This is a genomic window from Anabaenopsis elenkinii CCIBt3563, from assembly GCF_015245355.1.
Classification (GTDB): domain Bacteria; phylum Cyanobacteriota; class Cyanobacteriia; order Cyanobacteriales; family Nostocaceae; genus Anabaenopsis; species Anabaenopsis elenkinii.
Window position 1 is genome coordinate 2228916 of record NZ_CP063311.1, and the last position, 18253, is coordinate 2247168.

Genomic DNA, 18253 nt, shown 5'->3' on the forward strand with positions numbered 1-18253 from the left:
TAATTGTTTGGGCTGTTCTTCACCTTCCATGAATAGATGTTTCTAACACTGGTGATTGCTGTGTAGCTTCTTGTGACACAGTTACCTTGTGATTTTCACCGCGCCAGTTATCCCTTTGGTTAATTAGATAAATGCTGACTAAAGTTAGTCCTACTCCCACCCACTGTAAGGGGGTCAGAACTTCCATGAGGATGAGACGACCAAATAGGAGGGCAAAAACCGGAGTGAGAAAGGTCAGAGAACTTAGACTAGTCAGACTACCGCTAGAAGCAAAGTAGAAAAATAATCCATAGGCGATCGCACTCCCAAAAATTGTAGTATAAGCCAAAGCCATCCATTCAGATATGCTCAGATGCTGCCACTGCTGAGATTCTACTACAGATGAAACAGCCCATAAGGGCAGCCCCCCCAAAATCATGTGCCATCCCGTGGCCATGATCGGGTCAGCATATCTACAGACAAATCGAATCATCACCGTTCCCACAGCCATTGAGAGGGCGGCTAACAGCATTAACCATTCACCACTACTAAATACATCTTGCCAATTGTCAATAGTTACATGGCTATTGGGATCAAAAAACTGAACAATCCATTCAGGGGGTAAACCAATTAAACCAATGCCTATAACTCCGAATCCTAACCCCAGCCATCCCCACAAACCAATGTGTTCTTGGAAGAGCCACAAGGACAACATAGCCACCGCTAAGGGTTGGGAGTCAATCATTACTGACCCTAACCCCGCATTAGTTCTCACTAGTCCTTGTGCCAAAAAGCCTTGAAATAATGCCCCATCTACCAAGGCAAATAAAATAATCCACAGCCATGCTGACCAACCCCTGGGCTGGGGTTTACCCATAATTGTTGCTGTAATTAAAATTAACACCCCTGCTGGTAGCAATCGTACACCTGCCATAAATAGGGGTGTAGTGTCGCCTATGACTCCTTTCATAGCTACCATTGCCGTTCCCCACAGGAAAAACGGGGCGATTAAGAGTAAGGACGCGGGAGAAAATTTAGATGCACTGGGTTTCAGTTGCATGGGTTTGTTGATGCCTATATTTTACAAATCTTAAAATTATTGCTTTACCCGATTTTACACCAATTATGTAGTTTCTGTTGCCGTAGCATTAACCAGAAAAATCTCACCCTGGGGGGTGAGATTTTTCTGCCATTAATTAACTATTGACATAAATTAGGAAATTATTTCCTCAGATAGATACTTTTGAAAAGTACTTATTTAATATTTTATATTTCCTGAATACAGGATATTGAACTGTAAATATTTAGTCCATAATCAACAAGAAATATATAAATTATATATGCAACTTTGTGGTTTATAAGTTGTATTAATTCCCCTTGACTCATGCTAGGATTATTCCTATTATTTCTTCATAGCTGATCATCGGGCTAATCAAGCCAGATATTCCCAGCTAATCCGAGCTAGTCCATCAAGGAAACATTGAAATTTGTAGAGTTCTTCATGAATAAATTTATTATCGGTTTGTTCACTGTAAGTGCGATCGCTTTTGGTTCTACTGGTGCTAATGCTCAAACTGGAGACAGTAATAATGCTCAAATAATTCATCAGACGAATATTACCCATGGAAATCACAACGTGAGTGTAAATAGAGCTAATCAAATTCATCAAAATTTCGCTGGTGATGTTGGTAGTTATGGTAGCAGTGCTAGCGGTCAAGTCATCCATCAGATATGTCAGACCCACGGTATCAGTAATGTGTGTATTAATAGCGCTTCTCAACAGAACAAAAAAATTAACCAAGGGATACACCGACCTAATTATCAACCGAAAATTTATCACCAGAAAAGACACCATTGATGATTATAAATAACTAGCAACCATCCCCAATTTATTGAAGTAAAATTTATTGGCAGCTTCTAAAATTAATAGGGTAAAGGTGATAGCCACACTATACTTTACCCTAGCTTTTGCTGATAGCTAACGCTTGCTTCAGCCATACTTGATGGGGATATCCTATGCAGATTTACAAATTTTCCTCACTGCTAATTTCTGTCAGCTTATTTCTCCCTGTTGTTACTCAAATAGGTGAAATAGATATGCAAATAGGGAGGATGAGAATTCGTCAATATTTCCCGGGAAATGTGGAAAGATTTTCAGATTTACCGGGAAGTGCAAAGCTCCATACTCCTGAGACTGAAATCTATATGAATGGAAATTTTGATATTGATGATGTCAACAGTTTCTTGAGAAATACCTGTCAAAAATCAGGTCGTATTCTTACCCAAGAAAGCAGACAAGTGAGCAGGGATGGTAGATACAGACATCACAGTAGTACAGTATCAGTCCTTTGTCATTAATGTAAAAATCCGGGGGAACTTAGATGAAACATCAAGACTTATATCTTGGTTTATTATCTTTTGGTGTCTGTTTAACAGTTGCTAGTTTTGCTACCAGCGCTGCATTTGCACAGTGTGTTATATCTCATGTTGGTGTTCAACTTAATATGTCTCCAACTCCGGCGACACAAACTTCTAATGTGCAAATGTACAGTCCAGTATCTTGTACAGGAAATACTAGTTCTTCCACAGCAGTACAAGTAAATACCGGTAATCATAGTCATGTTAAACAGCATCAAGAGGTATTCCACGAAATCAGGAGTAATGAAGGTAATACTACTGCTGTGAATGGTCCAACTATTAAAAATAGCGTAGTTGTTCCTGTGAATGTAAAAACACCCAAGAATTTTTCTCCCTAAAAACAGTTATTGAAAAATGGGTTTAAAACCCCGTTGTTCTATGACGGCTTTTCTAGGAAAAACTTGACTAAAAAACAACAAAAAGCTAAAGTGAAATAGTCGGCATGGGGCATCGGCACGACCTAAAATGGACAGGGAGTGACTGTAAGACTGTTTCGGCAGCGAGTTACTGTGAACTGTCAAGAATCATCGACCTTCAAGGTCGGTGAGTATGTCAATGAGTAGGGGTAAACTAGTATTTAACTCCTAGTTAATCATAACTAAAGCCTTTGTGTGTGTTTAATGAAGCACACACTAATTTATTGCCTATTCCCTATTTCCTGTATGACTGTTAAATAGCTGAGGCGATACAGCACTTTTGAAGTAAATAAAGTACACACCTTAATATCATAAATCTTGTGGGGTGGGCATCCTGCCCGCCCTTTTGTACCTCACTCAGATGAAATGTGCTATATTTCACTTATTTTTAAAACTTAGTGATAAATAAATTCAATTGGAAGTAGTAGAGCAGCCCTGATTATAAGTAGAATATAGTATTTTTAACCGTTTGATTAGAGTGCAGTTATTTTACCTCAAGGTCTGCATCAAGTTGTTGAGAATATTCTTCATCTGTACCCAGTTCACAACGTTCTACAAAATCTCGATTCATCTTTGGTAAAACTTCGTTATTCCTCTCAGGTTCTGTATAGAACTGTCGATTGTATTCTTGCATTTCAGCTTCCAGATAAGCGATCACTTCTTCTAAGTTTGGTCTACTTCTATCCATAACCACAAGTCTCATTGAAGGGTGTTCAGAATGGTCAATTTACTCAGTATTGTTGATGCATCCCCACTCAGTTACGGTAGTTCATCTTTACCCCTGTGACAAAGTGATTGTCAAATTTAGGGATTGACTGGCATATTATTAAATATGCATAAATTTATGGTGATACCCTGATAATTTTACCGGTCTCCCACAGATGAGGGGGAGGAACTGAGACTGATATCTGAGTGCAATATCCCTGATTAAATGATCAACTTCCACCAGATGAAACATTGATTTTCTGGTGTTCCCTGAGATGGATTGGTAGGTGCGTTAAATCAGTTTAACGCACAAAAATATCTTCTGTAAACTATATCCTGGAAAAACGTGACCTTTGTAAGATAGGTACTAATTTGAGGTTAAACTCATCTTCAAAAACTGGTTTTTTATAATCTATACTCCACAGTTCTAAGGAACAGTCATCATCTGATTGAGCAGGAAAGAGTAATATTTGCAACTCTTGTTGAGGGTGATTATACTCACAGTATACCCGAGCGATCGCGCCGATTTGCCGCCTATCTAGTGCAACGGCTATTCTCAGGAGGGCGCTTAATTGGTTGACAATTTGGCGATGCTGTTTACTGACCAAGTTACGGTAATTGTCATGTTTTTTCTTTGGGGGGGATTTGCGGTGGTAGCGGGCTAAATTAGCAATGATTTCAATTTCGGTTTCAGTGTAGCCGAGCAGTTCACTATTACGAATCAGATAATAGGAATGTTTGTGATGGGAGGAATGGCTGATATAATGGCCACAATTATGTAATAAAGCCGCAGCCCATAATAATTGTCGCTCTGCGGCTCCCCAATTGTGTAACTTGCCTTGGGTTTGGTCAAATAAACTTAAGGCAAATAGGGCCACGCGATCGCTGTGTTCTAAATTGATCTGATACTTGTCGGCGTGTTTAAGAACACTCCGCTGGCGCACGGAACTTTGATAGCGCAGTTTATCTGCAATCAAACCGTGGGATAGCATCCAATCGACAATTACCCCCTCTCTCAGGGCGCGTCCGCACAATGTGACTGAATCTACACCCAACAGAGTCATGGCTTCCTGTAAGATTACAGCCCCAGCCAAGATCACTTCTGATCGCTTATCTGGCATACCGGGTATAATAGATATTTCTGAGTTAGTCATTTTTCGTAAACGATTTACCCAGACCCGCAAATCCTTGAGACTTAATTCGTAACCATTGAGAGTAGAGGGAAGAATACCTAATTTTTCCCGTGCGTGAATCATGGCCAGGGTTTCAATGGTTCCGGAGGTTCCCACTAACCGGGGAGATTCCCCGGGGTGGATATTTGCTAGTATATCCTCCACGGAACGTTCTAAAATTCCCCGTGTATAGGCTTGGAGATACTGAAACTGGACATCGCTGATGGGTTGGGTGGTAATCAGCTCACTGGTCAGTCGCACTGCGCCGACTTTTGTACTGGTGAGGCTGCGGGCTTCTTGGCTATCGGCTAAAATTAATTCTGTAGAACCACCACCAATATCAATAATGATGTGAGGTTGGTGATCAAATTCCAGTCCTGAAAGTACGCCCAAGTAGATGCGACGGGCTTCTTCTTGACCAGAAATCAAGTCAACGCTTAAGCCTAATTCTTCTTGAATCTGGTGTAAAAAGTCTTTACCATTGGGAGCTTCCCGCACAGCGCTCGTGGCTACAGCTATGATTGTTTCAGCATGGGCGGTTTTAGCGACTTCCTGAAAGCGTCTGAGGGCGGTAATGGCCTTGTCAATGTTTTCTGGTTTGAGTTCTCCAGTGGTCAGGTCGCGATTACCCAGTCTGACGGTTTCTTTTTCTTTGGCAATAATGGTGAAAGCTGGTAAGGTGGGGTCAATCTTTACTACTACCATATGTAGAGAATTTGTTCCCATGTCAATGGCAGCAATAATCCGGTTTTGCTTAACTGGTTCAGTAGTAAGACTTTCCCAGCTAGCTGAAACTAAATTCAGCATCTAGTTTTCTCTCTTTGAAGGACTAAAAATGGTGCGTTACAGTTCAATCAATAATATCTTCTTAATCTGAACTGTCTGCAAAGCCTATCTGAGCTAAGAATGTTTACGGTTGTTACTCGCAGGTTCTACTTCTATAAATATCAAATAACGTTATTCTATAGATGTAAGTGCGATTCGTTCTTCCTAAATGAGTAGAAATGCTCAGGGACGGAAGGTAAGGCTGGTGAAAACCAGATTCTTACAACTGCGTGTTCATGTAGGTGTGAATCCTACCCCCTAGGTGCAAGGGTGACAGCATCTCCCTTACGGTAGCGACTAGCCATCAATCCGTAAAGCAGGGAGAAAAGGCGTTCTTACTGGTAGCCTAACCCGGTACACGCCAAGCAAAGTACCCACGAGGAAGATATCCCAAGATGTGTCCGAAGCGTCGTAAATAGATAACCAAGCCAAATAAGGCTGACAGGCTGGAACCAAAAGGTAAAGGATAAGGAAACGGCTATTTTATGTTAGACCGTTACGCACTTCCGATAAACCCGGCGTATAGCATCACTCTAAAGGTACATAGAATGGACACACGGAACGAAGTAACCCCTTGTTAGCTCTTTTAGAAGCTCGAGTCTAAAAGTAGGTGCTAACCGGATGCTACAAGTGGGAAAGATTGAGTCAAAAGCGAACGCTTAGGGTAATGCCTAAGATATGCCGACAGACTCACGGTGATATGGATGATAAAGTCGCAGTAGGAATTATGTCTAAAACGAGTGTAAAGACTACGGTAGAATGGAACACGATGAACTGGAAACAGTTAGAACGTCGTGTTTACAAAATCCAAAAACGAATTTATCAAGCCTCAGCCCGTGGTGATGTCAAGGTTGTTCGTGGACTCCAAAAGGTGCTGATGAAATCCTGGTCTGCCAAAGCTCTGGCAACACGTAGGGTAACTCAAGATAACCAAGGAAAGAAAACCGCCGGAATTGATGGAGTGAAAGCTTTATCACCCAGCGAAAGAATGGAATTGGTAGAAGAGTTAAATCTAGGGTCTAAACCCAAACCAACTAGAAGAGTCTGGATAGACAAACCTGGAAAGGATGAGAAAAGACCACTAGGAATACCCACTATGTATGATAGGGCATTACAAGCACTTGTCAAACTGGCATTAGAGCCAGAATGGGAAGCTAAGTTTGAGCCTAACTCATATGGATTCAGACCAGGACGCTCATGTCATGATGCCATAGGAGCAATATTCAGTTCCATCAGATTCAAACCAAAATTTGTATTAGATGCTGATATTGCTAAATGTTTTGACAAGATTAATCATCAAGCATTGCTAAAGAAACTGAACACCTACCCTAAACTACGCCGACAAATTAAGGCATGGTTAAAAGCAGGGGTGGTTGATAGCAAAGTCTTATTCCCGACAGAAGATGGCACACCACAAGGTGGTGTTATATCTCCTCTGTTGGCAAATATAGCCCTACACGGGATGGAAGAAATTCTCAAAGAATATGCTTCAAAATTACCGGGTAAAGGTAGTAAAGTGAGTAAGGCTCAAGCAATATCAATCATTAGATATGCAGATGATTTCGTCATCTTGCATGAAAATCTAACAGTTATTGAACAATGCAGAGAAATCTTAGTTAAATGGTTAAGTGAAATGGGATTGGAATTAAAACCAAGTAAGACCAGATTGGCACATACCTTGTATGAAAACCAATCTGAGAAACCAGGATTTGACTTCCTTGGCTTCAATGTAAGGCAACACTTAGTTGGTAAATACAACTCAGGTATTACCTCACATGGTAAAATACTAGGATTTAAAACCATCATCACCCCATCCATGAAATCTGTCAAGAACCATTACGAAAAGATTTCTAGCATCATTAAAAGAGACTTACCATCACCACAACTGGCATTGATAAGTCGTCTTAACCCCATAATCAGGGGCTGGTGTAATTACTACTCATCAGTAGTAAGTAAAAAAGTCTTTAGTAAGATTTTTAGTCAGGTTTATCAACGACTCTACAGATGGGCAAAGCGCCGACACCCCAACAAATCCGTCAAATGGATAGCCAAAAAATACTGGCATACAATCGGAAACTACAACTGGGAGTTTGCAGCAAAGACGGATGATAAGTTCATCAAACTGTATAGACACCCAGAAACTCCTATTGTACGTCACGTCAAGGTTAAAGGCAACGCCTCACCATTTGATGGTGATTGGGTGTACTGGAGTTCAAGAATGACAAACCATCCCGAAGCCGACAAAAGAGTAGCAACTCTACTTAAAAGGCAAAAGGGTAAATGTCCAGAATGTGGGCTTTACTTTAGGGAAGGTGATGTAATGGAAGTAGACCACATCTTACCCATCTCCAAAGGTGGAAAAGATGAACATAAGAACCTACAATTATTACACAGACATTGCCATGACAAGAAGACAGCCACTGATGGAAGTCTTGTAGGTATTCATGACAAGAACCATATCACTGAGGAGCCGTATGAAGCGAAAGTTTCACGTACGGTTTTGTAGACGAGTCGGTTGGGTGACTGACCGGCTTAGTTTAATAGATGTGTGAATTCATCTGTCTGAAGTTATGTTTTGATTACTATGCTCAATCCTTACGATCGCAAACAGGAACCTGTATGGCTGACTATTATCCGCCTTTTGCGCTGGGATAAACCAGAAGGGCGCTTAATTTTAATGATTCCGGCTTTGTGGGCTGTATTTTTAGCCGCATCAGGAAAACCCCCTTTACCCTTGGTCGGGGTGATTATTTTGGGTACTCTAGCCACAAGTGCAGCTGGTTGTGTAGTGAACGATTTGTGGGATAGGAATATTGACCCACAGGTGCACAGAACACGCCAGCGCCCCTTGGCTTCCCGGGCTTTGTCTGTTAAAGTCGGGGTTGTGGTGGCTGTTGTTGCTTTAGGATGTGCTGCGGGACTAGCTTTTTATCTTAACTCCTTGAGTTTCTGGTTGTCTGTAGCTGCTGTACCTGTAATTGTGCTTTATCCGGGTGCAAAGCGGGTATTCCCCATCCCCCAATTAGTTCTCTCCATTGCTTGGGGTTTTGCGGTTTTGATTAGTTGGAGTGCTGTAACTGCAAGTGTTTCTTTACCCACTTGGCTACTCTGGGGCGCTACTATATTCTGGACTTTGGGATTTGATACTATTTACGCTATGAGCGATCGCGAAGATGATCAGCGGATTGGAGTCAATTCTAGCGCTTTATTTTTTGGTAATTATGCCCCTCTAGCTATTGGTGTTTTCTTTGCTCTGACAGTTATCTTACTGTTATATCTAGGTGTATTAACACAGTTGGGTCTTTTATTTTGGATGAGTCTAGTTATTGCTACCATGGCTTGGATTTGGCAATATTTCCGTTTAATCCAGGATAACCTACCCAATTGTGTCTATGGTCAGATGTTCCGCGAAAATGTCTGGATTGGTTTTATTTTACTTGGGGGAATGATTGGCGGTTCTCTCCTCAAATGAATGTGGTTAAATTTATGATACATCTACATTCTCCTAGATTGACTTAGGAAAATGTTTGATTGTATACTTACCCTTGTACAAGGCTGCCGCCAATGGGGACTATACAACCTTAAAAATGCAACAATAATCACGTGACATACCCACAAAATAACTCGGGGGTACGAATTTTCTTGAGTGGCTGCATAATTACACGGTGAAATTGTCTCTGGTGAGCAGAAAGTTAAAGGGTGTTTTTGAGGTGAGGAGTATTCAAAATGAGTAGACTGACAGTAAAATCTGCTGCGGTTTTGGCCTTTGCTGCTGTGGGAATGGGGGTATGCACAAGTCAAGGAGTATTGGCTCAAGAAGTAATTGCTACATCTCAACTACCTGAAATAAATTCTGTAGAAGGAGCCTTTTCTCACAGCGCTACTGATTTACAACCCATAGCGCAAACACCTATTGATTTAAATCAATTCTGTAGGGATTTTCCCCTCAACTCTCGCTGTAGTCAAATTACTCCCCCTGCTGTCACACCTAGTCCCAGTGCTCCCACAGAAGTTAGACCGACAGAACAAACCAACCAAACCCCTGGAGGTAACAGGAGTGGTTGGGCAATTACTCCAGAAATTGGTACTTTAGGTATAGGAGCATCTGTCACCAGGTCAATAACTCCTAATTTTAATGCCAGGGTGGGGATAAATGCTTTTGGTGTAGGGGCTGATATCACAGCAACTGATGTCACCTATGAAGCTGATCTGAGCTTGTCAAATATTTCTACTCTAATTGACTACCACCCCGCGAAAAATTCTGGCTTTCGTCTGACTGGGGGGTTGATATTTCAAGATAATAGTCTCAAGGGGACTGGGAGACCAACGAATAACACTATTACAGTTGGTGGAGAGACTTATACTGTTAATGTTTTAGAATCAGTTGATGCTGAACTTACCTTCGCCAATAGTGTCGCCCCTTATTTAGGACTTGGTTGGGGAAATGCGGTTCAACAAGGTAGAGGTTTCGGGTTTTCTTTTAATTTGGGTGTGATGTTCAGCGGTTCACCCAAAATAGGTGTTACACCTACTTTCGGTCCTGATGCTACTCCAGATATTCAGAATGATATCAATAACAGCATTGAGCAAGAAAGAAGGGATTTAGAAAGTGATCTAGATTGGTTAAAAATATATCCTGTGCTTTCTTTGGGTATATCTTACCAATTTTAAGTAACTCAACAGTTATCGGGGGTGCGTTACCAAGAATAGGTTTGACGCACCTTAATTAAATGGCTGCTGATATATATTTGTTAACTTATCAACTTACTCGCCTGCGCACACCTTTTCCATTATCTATATAATACCTTGTCAACCTCTCCCAAGTCAAGGATTTTTCCTAAATTTATGGGGCGATGGGAGTTAGGTAAACTGTTCAATAATTCCCCCACCTAAAACTTGATCGTTGTCGTACCACACCGCAGCTTGTCCGGGGGTGATGCTGAATTGGGGTTGATCAAATACTAAACGTACACGGGAGTTTTCTAGGGGAATGACTGTGACGGGGGTGGGGGTGGAACGATAACGAACTTGTACCTGGGCGCGAATGGGTGTGGAGGGTGGGGCGATGGAAACCCAATTGACTCGACTGACTGTGCATTCTGGTTGAGTGATCTGGGTGCGATCGCCGACTATAACTTTATTATTGACTGCATCTAATGAAATCACATAAAGGGGTTCTGGTGCGGCGATTCCCAGACCTTTGCGCTGACCAATGGTGTAGTGGTGGACACCTTGATGTTGTCCTAAAACTTTGCCGTTGGTATCGACAATATCTCCTGGTTTGGGTGCGAGATATTTATCCAAAAATGAGCGCATAGAGCCGTTGCTTTCTACCAAGCATAAATCTTGACTCTCCGGTTTATCAGCGGTGGTGAGTCCGTATTCTCCCGCAATACGGCGAGTATCTGTTTTTTGCAGTTCTCCTAGGGGAAACACTGTAGCGGCTAGTAACTCTTGAGATAAATCATAGAGGAAATATGACTGGTCTTTGTTGCGGTCTGCGGCTCTGAATAATTGGTAGCGACCGGTAACTGGATCATAGTTAATTTGGGCATAGTGACCGGTGGCAATGCGATCGCATTGTAACTGTTCCCGTGCATACTTGACCATAGGGCCAAACTTAACTGTTTTATTGCACTGAGAACAGGGTAGAGGGGTAATTCCGGCGCTGTAACCATTAACCAAGTAATCGACGATATTAGTTTGAAAGACATCACGAATATCAACCACCTCATGGCGGATACCCAATTGTTCACAGATATGAGCCGCGTCGATCATTCCTTCGGAGCAACATTGACCCTTACCCTTCATCAGCCACAGGGTCAAACCGATGACTTCATAACCTTGATGATGTAGAATAGCGGCGGCGGTGGAACTGTCCACACCACCAGAAAGACCAACGACGACTTTTTGCATATCAGTTAAATGTTCTTAATTATGGGTCTCACTCACAGTGAGCAAAATCTATATATTGTTGATTATGGGTAATTTAGCAGACATGAGCTAGGGAGCCAAATCATTATAGCACATATCTTGAAACCCTTACCAGACAAGCTGTACTCACAACTGAGGATTTCAAAGCCATGGAAGATAGACAAGGACAAATTGCACAAGTTGTCGTCACTGCTAGGGAAATGCGGGAAATAGAAGGGCGAATATTTGCAGCTGGTATGCCCGTAGCGGCTTTAATGGAAAAGGTAGGGGGGTTAATTACTGCGCGGGTGCGGGAGGTAGGGGGTTCCCGTGTGGGGGTGTTAGTCGGTCCGGGTCATAATGGCGGTGATGCTTTGGTTGTGGCGCGGGAGTTACACTGTCGTGGGTATGAGGTGTGGATATATTCGCCTTTTTCTCGGTTCAAGGAGTTAACTGGTCAACATTTACAATATGCTCAGAGTTTAGGTATCCCCTGTTATCAAGAAATTGAGGAATTACCACATTGTGATTTTGTGATTGATGGATTGTTTGGGTTTGGGTTAGAAAAACCAATTACTGATTCCCTGGCCTGGGCGATTAATCGCTTTAATCAATGGGAGCAGCCGATTTTGAGTATTGATATTCCTTCGGGTATACATACTGATACTGGTGAAGTTTTAGGCGCTGCTATTCGGGCGACTCAGACATTTTGTCTGGGTTTGTGGAAGTTGGCTTTTTTCCAAGACCAAGCTTTAGAATATATTGGCAAAGCTGAGTTAATTGATTTTGATATTCCTGGGGTGGATGTGCAAGCTGTTTTAGGGACTTTACCCGCAATTAAACGCATGACCCGAACTCAGGCTTTGTCAACTTTACCCTTACCACGTTCACCAGTTACCCATAAGTATCAAGCTGGTCATTTACTGCTGATTTGCGGTTCCCGTCGCTATGCAGGGGGAGCAATTTTAACGGCTCTGGGTGGACGTGCTAGTGGTGTGGGTATGCTTTCGGTGGCTGTACCGGAGTCTTTAAAGCCGCTGTTGGTGTCCCATTTACCGGAGGCTTTAATTATTGGCTGTCCAGAGACACAAACCGGAGCGATAGAGTATTTACAATTACCGGAAAAAACTGATTTAAGTTCCTTTAGTGCGATCGCCTGTGGTCCTGGTTTAACTTTAGATGCCACTGCCATTGTCCAGGAGGTGATGGCTAGCGATCGCCCCTTAGTTTTAGATGCAGACGGTTTAAATATTTTAGCACAGATGGGAACCATCCCCACATTACAAAAACGTCAAGGGGCGACGGTTCTTACACCCCACACCGGGGAATTTGTGCGTTTATTTCCCCATCTTCCCGACCCCAAGCAAGATAGAATTCAAGCAGTGCAAGCAGCGGCCGCAGCCAGTGGGGCGATCGTCTTATTAAAAGGTGCCAGAACTGCCATATCCCACCCCCAGGGGAGAATTTGGATTAATCCTAATAGTACCCCAGCTTTAGCCAGGGGTGGTAGTGGGGATGTTTTGACGGGGTTGATCGGGGGACTCTGGGCACAAACTGGGAGTAAAGGAATACCTGTAGAGGATATTGTGGCTACTGGGGCTTGGTGGCACGCTCAAGCCGGGATTTTAGCCGCCCAAGAGCGGACAGAACTAGGTGTAGATGCTTTTACCTTGACAGAATATCTGATGAAAGTTATTTCAGAATGGGTGACCTGAGATTCGAACTCAGAACCAGCGGATTAAGAGTCCGATGCTCTACCGTTGAGCTAGTCACCCATAGCATGGACTATTATATCATATTTTTGATAAATTGGCAAGCCTACTAACCAATGGGATGATTTCCCGGGTTGACAGCGTGAATTTGTTCACTCCCAGACTGGGGTCTACCTCGTTTGTAGCGAGCAGCTTCTGGTTTACCCCATCCTAGTTGTAGAATCATTTCCAAAAAGTGAGAATTTTCCCACTTCCATAAACTCGCCCATTCTGTGGTTTGGGCAATTCGCTCTACATCAGAGTGGTAAATTTGCTGGTGTTGTTTACCGTTGTTAAAGCTCAAGTATAAATCCATTCCTGCGGTTACTTCCTGCCAAAATTCCCATATAGAATTTTTATGGGATCTAATGATTTCTAGGTCGCTGTTGAGGGAAATTAATTCCGGGTCAACTTCGGGATAATGTAAACTTTTAGCTTTAACTGTGATTTCTCGCCAAACTATACCAGATACTTGATTTTCCCGTTGATATGCGTGAATGGCGGCTTTAAAATCTTGATAGGCGCTAAACTTTTGTAACCCATCAGTTTTGATAAACTGGTCAATGATAGGATTACCAGAAACCGTCACCTCTAGTTTAAGGCGTTTCCCTGAGAGACAGGCTTGACGTTCGTCAGCCAAGATTTTGATTAGTTCCTCGGTAGTATAAACCTTTGACATCAAAACACACTCTAGTAATCATTAGCCATTGGCTGTGAACTATGGACTAGGGATTTACTTAACTCCCATTTGGTGATCAATGGTAGATGTTTGAGGTTGACGCTTCTGCTCTCAAGAAACAATAGTGATGATGTTGTTAATATTTATATTACCTTTATAATATCCCTTTTCCTCCTTGGGAATGCAGTATCAGGTAAAACTAAATTAAATTAGGGTAGACCTGAGTCCACCCTAAAGGTTATTGTGCTAACTCACCACTCACCTCGTTGAGTGCACGTCGTTGCAATGTTACTGATTCAGTCCTGGGTAATAAATTAAATACTTCCCTAAATTTGTCGTCGATTTCTTCGTAAGGGACTTGACCGGTTTTATTTAAAACTACTTCCCCTGATTGATTGAAAACCACAACTTGGGGAACAGAACCAGAATAGTAGTATCCTGGTTCTGTGGGTTCATAGCTGGATTTGACAGGTATGGTATCTACACTGATGGGGATAATTTCCGCAGCCCGCCCGTAGAATTCCTGAACTGTGGATATGGAGATGGCATATTGTTTACAATCTCTGCTGTCATCAATGTAAAAGGCTAAAAATACCGGTTTATGTTCTTCTAAAGATTTGGCTAAAGTTTGTCTGGGGGGAACCAGTGAACCGTTACCAGCATAAACCACGAAAATGTTACCATCATAAACATCATCATTGAGTCCGGCAAATGCAGGTTGTATATTGATTATTAATAGACAAGCAAGCAAGAAGAGGCATTTTTTCAGTAAAAAAAGAAGCTTTATGCTTTTCATCCCAGAGCACCTTACAATTAGTTTTTGTCGGTTTGTGCGGAATTAGTCCAACTGAACTGGATATATAATTACATTTACGCACTATTTTCTAAAATAACAGCCAGAGTTAGGTTACGGATGTGGGAAATAAAATTAAACTCATAGATAGACTGCGACTGGGTTTGGCGGTGTCGGTAGCTAAAGGTGTAACTTTGATAGTGCGATCGCTGGGTCTGGGTGCTGCTAGTGTATTACCAGGGTCTATTGCGCGTCGGATTGAACCGCGGTTGTTGCGGTTGTTGAGTCAGCAAGTTAAAAATGGTATAATTCTCATTGCTGGTACTAATGGCAAAACTACCACAGCCCTGCTTTTATGTAGTATTTTAAAACGCCAAGGTTACCGCATTGCCCATAATTCCACAGGTGCAAACTTGGAAAATGGCTTGATGACGGCGTTGATAGAAAATGCTGACTTTCTGGGAAGGCTAGATGTTGACTATGGGATTCTAGAAGTAGATGAGAATATTGTACCCAAGGTTTTAAAGCCCCTCCAACCGAGAATCATTCTGTGTTTAAACCTATTCCGTGACCAACTGGATAGGTATGGGGAAGTAGACACTATTAGTAAGCGCTGGACAAAGGTAATTTCTACCCTCCCTCTGGAAACGGTGGTAATTCCCAATGCTGATGACCCAACTTTATCTTATCTGGGGCAGCAACTACCCCAAAAGGTGTTATTCTTTGGGATGAATGAACCAGAACAGTATTTAGAAGCTATTCCCCACGCTGTGGATTCTATTTATTGTCCTAGTTGTGGACACTCTCTAGATTATCAAGGTGTGTATTTGTCCCATTTGGGAGATTTCACTTGTCCCCAATGTGGTTTTAGTAAAAGTCAACCCAGTCTAGAAAGCAGTGAATGGTCACAGATTTTAGTGGGTTTATATAATAAATACAATACCCTAGCGGCTGTGACGGCGGCGCGAGAGTTGGGGGTTGATGAAGGGATAATTAAAGAAACTATCGATAATTTTCAAGCTGCTTTTGGTCGGGCGGAAGATTTAGTATTTAATAATAAACGGGTGCGGATTTTGTTATCTAAAAACCCGGTGGGGACTAATGAAACAATTCGGGTTGTTACCCAAAGCCATGATAGCACCACCTTATTAGTGTTAAATGATCGCACCCCTGATGGTACTGATGTATCTTGGATTTGGGATGTAGATACAGAAAAACTAGTGGAAAGGGGGGGAACTTTAGTAGTCAGTGGCGATCGCGTCTATGACATGGCCTTACGTCTGCGCTACAGTCAGGAGTTGAACCAGAGTAACTTAAATTTAATTATCAAGGAAGATTTGGCTGAGGCGATCGCCACGGCGTTACAACACACCCCAGACAATGAAACCCTGCATATTCTCCCGACTTATTCGGCTATGTTAGAAGTCAGAGAGATTCTCACCGGGAGGAAAATTCTCTAAGCTTTTGGACTGTATTGGTACTTTGAGAATTAATACTTAGTCACCCGTAAGCGGTCAACAAAACAGCGATCGCACCAGTATCAGTATAGTAATGAATTCCTAAGACTGATCGCTGCAACAAAAGCCATGAGTGTCCCCAATGGGATGGGGACTTCTTCTGAGTTTGTTCTTCAGGTTAAGCTTGAGATTGCATTTCTTTTGGCTTCCAACAAAGCAAAATCTTTTTTCTTTGTGCCGCCATCATATTTCCAAGCGTATCCCTCTTCGATCATACGATCATTAAGACATACACCATCAACATATAATCTGCCAAGAATTCTGCCATATTTCTCGGTGCTATCTGGAAGTTCTGTTTTGATCAGGATTTCTTTTTTACCATCTAAATTCTTCTGAAGCCATTGTTTGACTTCAAGACCAAGTTTCTTTTCATAGGTATTACTTGTCCTGCATTCTGGGGTATCGACATCAGCAAGACGAATTCGCTTAGTAAGGGAGATATTAAAACCAAGATCAATATCAGCGTCAATGGTGTCGCCATCTACAACTTTGTGAACTGATCTGATTTTATAAACGTAGGGATCTTTGTCAGCCATATGATTAGAAGAGTTTAAACTTCTGTCTATTTAGTTTGGGAATGTTTCCATGTAATTGGTGTCCCCAGGACATGGGAATCCACCGATTTTAAACCCTGACAGTGTATAAGTCTAGAGGTAGTTTCTGGTAGCGTAGCTTACCATAGGCGATTATTTTGGGAATAAACTAAAGTAGTTCCCTTTGACATCAAAAATGCTATGTCTGATACAGTCTCAACTAAATACGATTTTTTACCCCGATTTTATCGGTTGTCAACCGTGAGCGTGTTGTCTAATCTGATGATTCCTCTAGCGGGGTTGGTGGATACTGCTTTTTTAGGACATTTAGCAGATATCCGTCACTTGGCTGGGGTAATTTTGGCAACTATTCTGTTTGACTACCTTTATCGAGTGTTAAAATTTATGCGGTCAAGTACCAATGCTCTGACTGCTCAAGCTGTGGGTTCAGATGAACCAAAAGCCGTATTATTGGCTGGTTTACGTAGTGCTTTGATTGCTTTGACCGTAGGGTTAGTGATTTTACTGCTGCAATACCCTATACAAAAATTTGGTTTTTTGATGTTGAATGGTTCTCCAGAAATTGAAACTTCTGGGATTGACTATTTTTATGGCAGAATTTGGGGCGCTCCTGCTGTTTTGGTCAATTTTGTCCTTTTCGGTTGGTTTTTAGGACGAGAAATGAATGATTGGGTGCTGCTGATGTCTATCGTTGGTAATGGTTCTAATGTGTTGCTTGACTATCTGATGATTTTTAAATGGGGTTGGGAAAGTATGGGTGCGGGTTTAGCAACTGCTTTAAGTCAGTATTTGGCTTTGGGAGTTGGTTTGCTGGGAGTGGGATTGAGTATTCAGTGGCAAGTGTTACCTAAAGCACTAGAAGAAATATTTGATTGGGTAGCTCTCAAGAATACTATGGCGCTAAAAAGTAATATTTTCATTCGATTTTTAGCCCTGATTTCTGCCTATGCTATCTTTACTAATTTGAGTTCCGGTATGGGAAAAACGGTTTTGGCAGAAAATGGATTAATGCTGCAAATTGCTCTTTTAAGTCAGTTTACTATCCAAGGTGTGGGAGTGACAACTCAAACCCTAATTGCTAATTTTAAAGGTAAGGAAAATCAACAACAGATGATGCCGTTGTTATTTGTGTCTCTGGTGACAGCTATAGCGATCGCTGTGACTTTTGCTTTGGTATCTACAATTTTTCCTGATCAAGTTTTTGGGTTGTTGACTAATCACCCTGAAGTTAATACTAACATTACTCAATATACAATTTGGTTGTTGCCGGTTTTAGTAATTACAGCGATCGCCTTTATTCTTGAAGGTTACTTTATCGGTTTAAAAGCTGGTGCAAGTCTAAGAAATGCTGTATTACTGGCTTTTTTCATCGGTTTTTCGCCTTTGGCGATCGCAGCTTGGTATTTCCACAACAATCATCTATTGTGGTCAACTCTTGTTTCTTACATGACAACTCTTATGGTAGTATTAGCAATACAGATACCCCAAACTTTGTATCCCCAAAACTTAGAGGTTGTTTGATAAGTTTTCA

15 protein-coding genes and 1 tRNA gene are annotated in these 18253 nt (G+C 41.8%); 8 read left to right on the forward strand and 8 right to left on the reverse strand.

Annotated elements, in window-relative coordinates:
• Positions 1 to 19: 19 nt before the first annotated feature.
• On the reverse strand, positions 20 to 1039 hold the full coding sequence (locus IM676_RS09805; RefSeq protein ID WP_200990003.1) for a DMT family transporter: 1020 nt from the start codon (positions 1037 to 1039) through the stop codon (positions 20 to 22).
• A gap of 441 nt (positions 1040 to 1480) precedes the next feature.
• On the opposite strand from IM676_RS09805, the gene IM676_RS09810 reads away from it, so the two are divergent.
• Positions 1481 to 1837, forward strand: coding sequence for a hypothetical protein (locus IM676_RS09810; RefSeq protein WP_200990004.1), 357 nt, complete (start codon positions 1481 to 1483; stop codon positions 1835 to 1837).
• A 523-nt stretch (positions 1838 to 2360) separates the two neighbouring features.
• A complete protein-coding gene (locus tag IM676_RS09815; protein WP_225880488.1) occupies positions 2361 to 2735 on the forward strand; it encodes a hypothetical protein in 375 nt (124 codons plus the stop codon).
• Positions 2736 to 3297: 562 nt separating this feature from the next.
• Here IM676_RS09815 and IM676_RS09820 read toward each other — a convergent pair.
• Both IM676_RS09820 and IM676_RS09825 read right to left on the reverse strand, forming a co-directional pair.
• A complete protein-coding gene (locus IM676_RS09820) occupies positions 3298 to 3501 on the reverse strand; it encodes a hypothetical protein (protein WP_200990005.1) in 204 nt (67 codons plus the stop codon).
• Between the two features lie 346 nt (positions 3502 to 3847).
• The gene (locus IM676_RS09825) at positions 3848 to 5497 is read right to left on the reverse strand and encodes a Ppx/GppA phosphatase family protein (protein ID WP_200990006.1); all 1650 of its coding nucleotides are present in this window, start codon (positions 5495 to 5497) and stop codon (positions 3848 to 3850) included.
• A gap of 718 nt (positions 5498 to 6215) precedes the next feature.
• On the opposite strand from IM676_RS09825, the gene ltrA reads away from it, so the two are divergent.
• The 3 genes from ltrA (at position 6216) to IM676_RS09840 (ending at position 10186) form a co-directional block, all read left to right on the forward strand.
• Positions 6216 to 8021, forward strand: coding sequence for a group II intron reverse transcriptase/maturase (ltrA, locus tag IM676_RS09830; RefSeq protein WP_200990007.1), 1806 nt, complete (start codon positions 6216 to 6218; stop codon positions 8019 to 8021).
• Between the two features lie 78 nt (positions 8022 to 8099).
• Positions 8100 to 8987: a 4-hydroxybenzoate solanesyltransferase gene (locus tag IM676_RS09835; RefSeq protein ID WP_200990008.1), complete on the forward strand. Its 888-nt coding sequence runs from the start codon at positions 8100 to 8102 to the stop codon at positions 8985 to 8987.
• Positions 8988 to 9241: 254 nt separating this feature from the next.
• Positions 9242 to 10186, forward strand: a complete 945-nt coding sequence (locus tag IM676_RS09840) for a hypothetical protein (RefSeq protein ID WP_200990009.1) — start codon at positions 9242 to 9244, stop codon at positions 10184 to 10186.
• A 189-nt stretch (positions 10187 to 10375) separates the two neighbouring features.
• Here the strand turns inward: IM676_RS09840 and mnmA are convergent, their stop codons facing one another.
• Positions 10376 to 11431, reverse strand: a complete 1056-nt coding sequence (gene mnmA / locus IM676_RS09845) for a tRNA 2-thiouridine(34) synthase MnmA (RefSeq protein WP_200990010.1) — start codon at positions 11429 to 11431, stop codon at positions 10376 to 10378.
• A 167-nt stretch (positions 11432 to 11598) separates the two neighbouring features.
• On the opposite strand from mnmA, the gene IM676_RS09850 reads away from it, so the two are divergent.
• Positions 11599 to 13143 carry an NAD(P)H-hydrate dehydratase gene (locus IM676_RS09850; protein WP_200990011.1) on the forward strand — a complete coding sequence of 515 codons (1545 nt, stop codon included), beginning with the start codon at positions 11599 to 11601 and terminating at the stop codon, positions 13141 to 13143.
• Here the strand turns inward: IM676_RS09850 and IM676_RS09855 are convergent.
• From IM676_RS09855 to IM676_RS09865, 3 genes are all read right to left on the reverse strand, one after another.
• Positions 13132 to 13203: transfer RNA gene (locus tag IM676_RS09855), tRNA-Lys, on the reverse strand. The genes IM676_RS09850 and IM676_RS09855 overlap by 12 nt on opposite strands.
• A gap of 46 nt (positions 13204 to 13249) precedes the next feature.
• Positions 13250 to 13858 carry a hypothetical protein gene (locus IM676_RS09860; protein ID WP_200988417.1) on the reverse strand — a complete coding sequence of 203 codons (609 nt, stop codon included), beginning with the start codon at positions 13856 to 13858 and terminating at the stop codon, positions 13250 to 13252.
• Positions 13859 to 14096: 238 nt separating this feature from the next.
• Positions 14097 to 14654, reverse strand: a complete 558-nt coding sequence (locus IM676_RS09865; RefSeq protein WP_200988418.1) for a thylakoid membrane photosystem I accumulation factor — start codon at positions 14652 to 14654, stop codon at positions 14097 to 14099.
• Between the two features lie 119 nt (positions 14655 to 14773).
• Here IM676_RS09865 and IM676_RS09870 point away from each other — a divergent pair, with 119 nt between their 5' ends.
• Positions 14774 to 16111: a Mur ligase family protein gene (locus tag IM676_RS09870; RefSeq protein WP_200988419.1), complete on the forward strand. Its 1338-nt coding sequence runs from the start codon at positions 14774 to 14776 to the stop codon at positions 16109 to 16111.
• A gap of 170 nt (positions 16112 to 16281) precedes the next feature.
• On the opposite strand, the gene IM676_RS09875 is transcribed toward IM676_RS09870, so the two are convergent.
• Positions 16282 to 16704 carry a thermonuclease family protein gene (locus tag IM676_RS09875; RefSeq protein ID WP_200988420.1) on the reverse strand — a complete coding sequence of 141 codons (423 nt, stop codon included), beginning with the start codon at positions 16702 to 16704 and terminating at the stop codon, positions 16282 to 16284.
• A gap of 198 nt (positions 16705 to 16902) precedes the next feature.
• Between IM676_RS09875 and gntT the strand changes: the two genes are divergently transcribed.
• Positions 16903 to 18243 (forward strand): guanitoxin biosynthesis MATE family efflux transporter GntT, encoded by a 1341-nt coding sequence (gntT, locus tag IM676_RS09880; protein WP_200988421.1) that lies wholly within the window; start codon positions 16903 to 16905, stop codon positions 18241 to 18243.
• Positions 18244 to 18253 lie beyond the last annotated feature (10 nt).

Excerpts from the sequence above, each read along its gene's own strand:
- gntT (WP_200988421.1), top strand. The coding sequence starts at position 16,903 with ATGTCTGATACAGTCTCAACTAAATACGATTTTTTACCCCGATTTTAT.
- IM676_RS09820 (WP_200990005.1), bottom strand. The coding sequence starts at position 3,501 with ATGGATAGAAGTAGACCAAACTTAGAAGAAGTGATCGCTTATCTGGAA.
- IM676_RS09865 (WP_200988418.1), bottom strand. The coding sequence starts at position 14,654 with ATGAAAAGCATAAAGCTTCTTTTTTTACTGAAAAAATGCCTCTTCTTG.
- IM676_RS09825 (WP_200990006.1), bottom strand. The coding sequence starts at position 5,497 with ATGCTGAATTTAGTTTCAGCTAGCTGGGAAAGTCTTACTACTGAACCA.
- IM676_RS09875 (WP_200988420.1), bottom strand. The coding sequence starts at position 16,704 with ATGGCTGACAAAGATCCCTACGTTTATAAAATCAGATCAGTTCACAAA.
- IM676_RS09835 (WP_200990008.1), top strand. The coding sequence starts at position 8,100 with ATGCTCAATCCTTACGATCGCAAACAGGAACCTGTATGGCTGACTATT.
- IM676_RS09810 (WP_200990004.1), top strand. The coding sequence starts at position 1,481 with ATGAATAAATTTATTATCGGTTTGTTCACTGTAAGTGCGATCGCTTTT.
- ltrA (WP_200990007.1), top strand. The coding sequence starts at position 6,216 with ATGGATGATAAAGTCGCAGTAGGAATTATGTCTAAAACGAGTGTAAAG.
- IM676_RS09850 (WP_200990011.1), top strand. The coding sequence starts at position 11,599 with ATGGAAGATAGACAAGGACAAATTGCACAAGTTGTCGTCACTGCTAGG.
- IM676_RS09840 (WP_200990009.1), top strand. The coding sequence starts at position 9,242 with ATGAGTAGACTGACAGTAAAATCTGCTGCGGTTTTGGCCTTTGCTGCT.
- mnmA (WP_200990010.1), bottom strand. The coding sequence starts at position 11,431 with ATGCAAAAAGTCGTCGTTGGTCTTTCTGGTGGTGTGGACAGTTCCACC.
- IM676_RS09805 (WP_200990003.1), bottom strand. The coding sequence starts at position 1,039 with ATGCAACTGAAACCCAGTGCATCTAAATTTTCTCCCGCGTCCTTACTC.
- IM676_RS09815 (WP_225880488.1), top strand. The coding sequence starts at position 2,361 with ATGAAACATCAAGACTTATATCTTGGTTTATTATCTTTTGGTGTCTGT.
- IM676_RS09860 (WP_200988417.1), bottom strand. The coding sequence starts at position 13,858 with ATGTCAAAGGTTTATACTACCGAGGAACTAATCAAAATCTTGGCTGAC.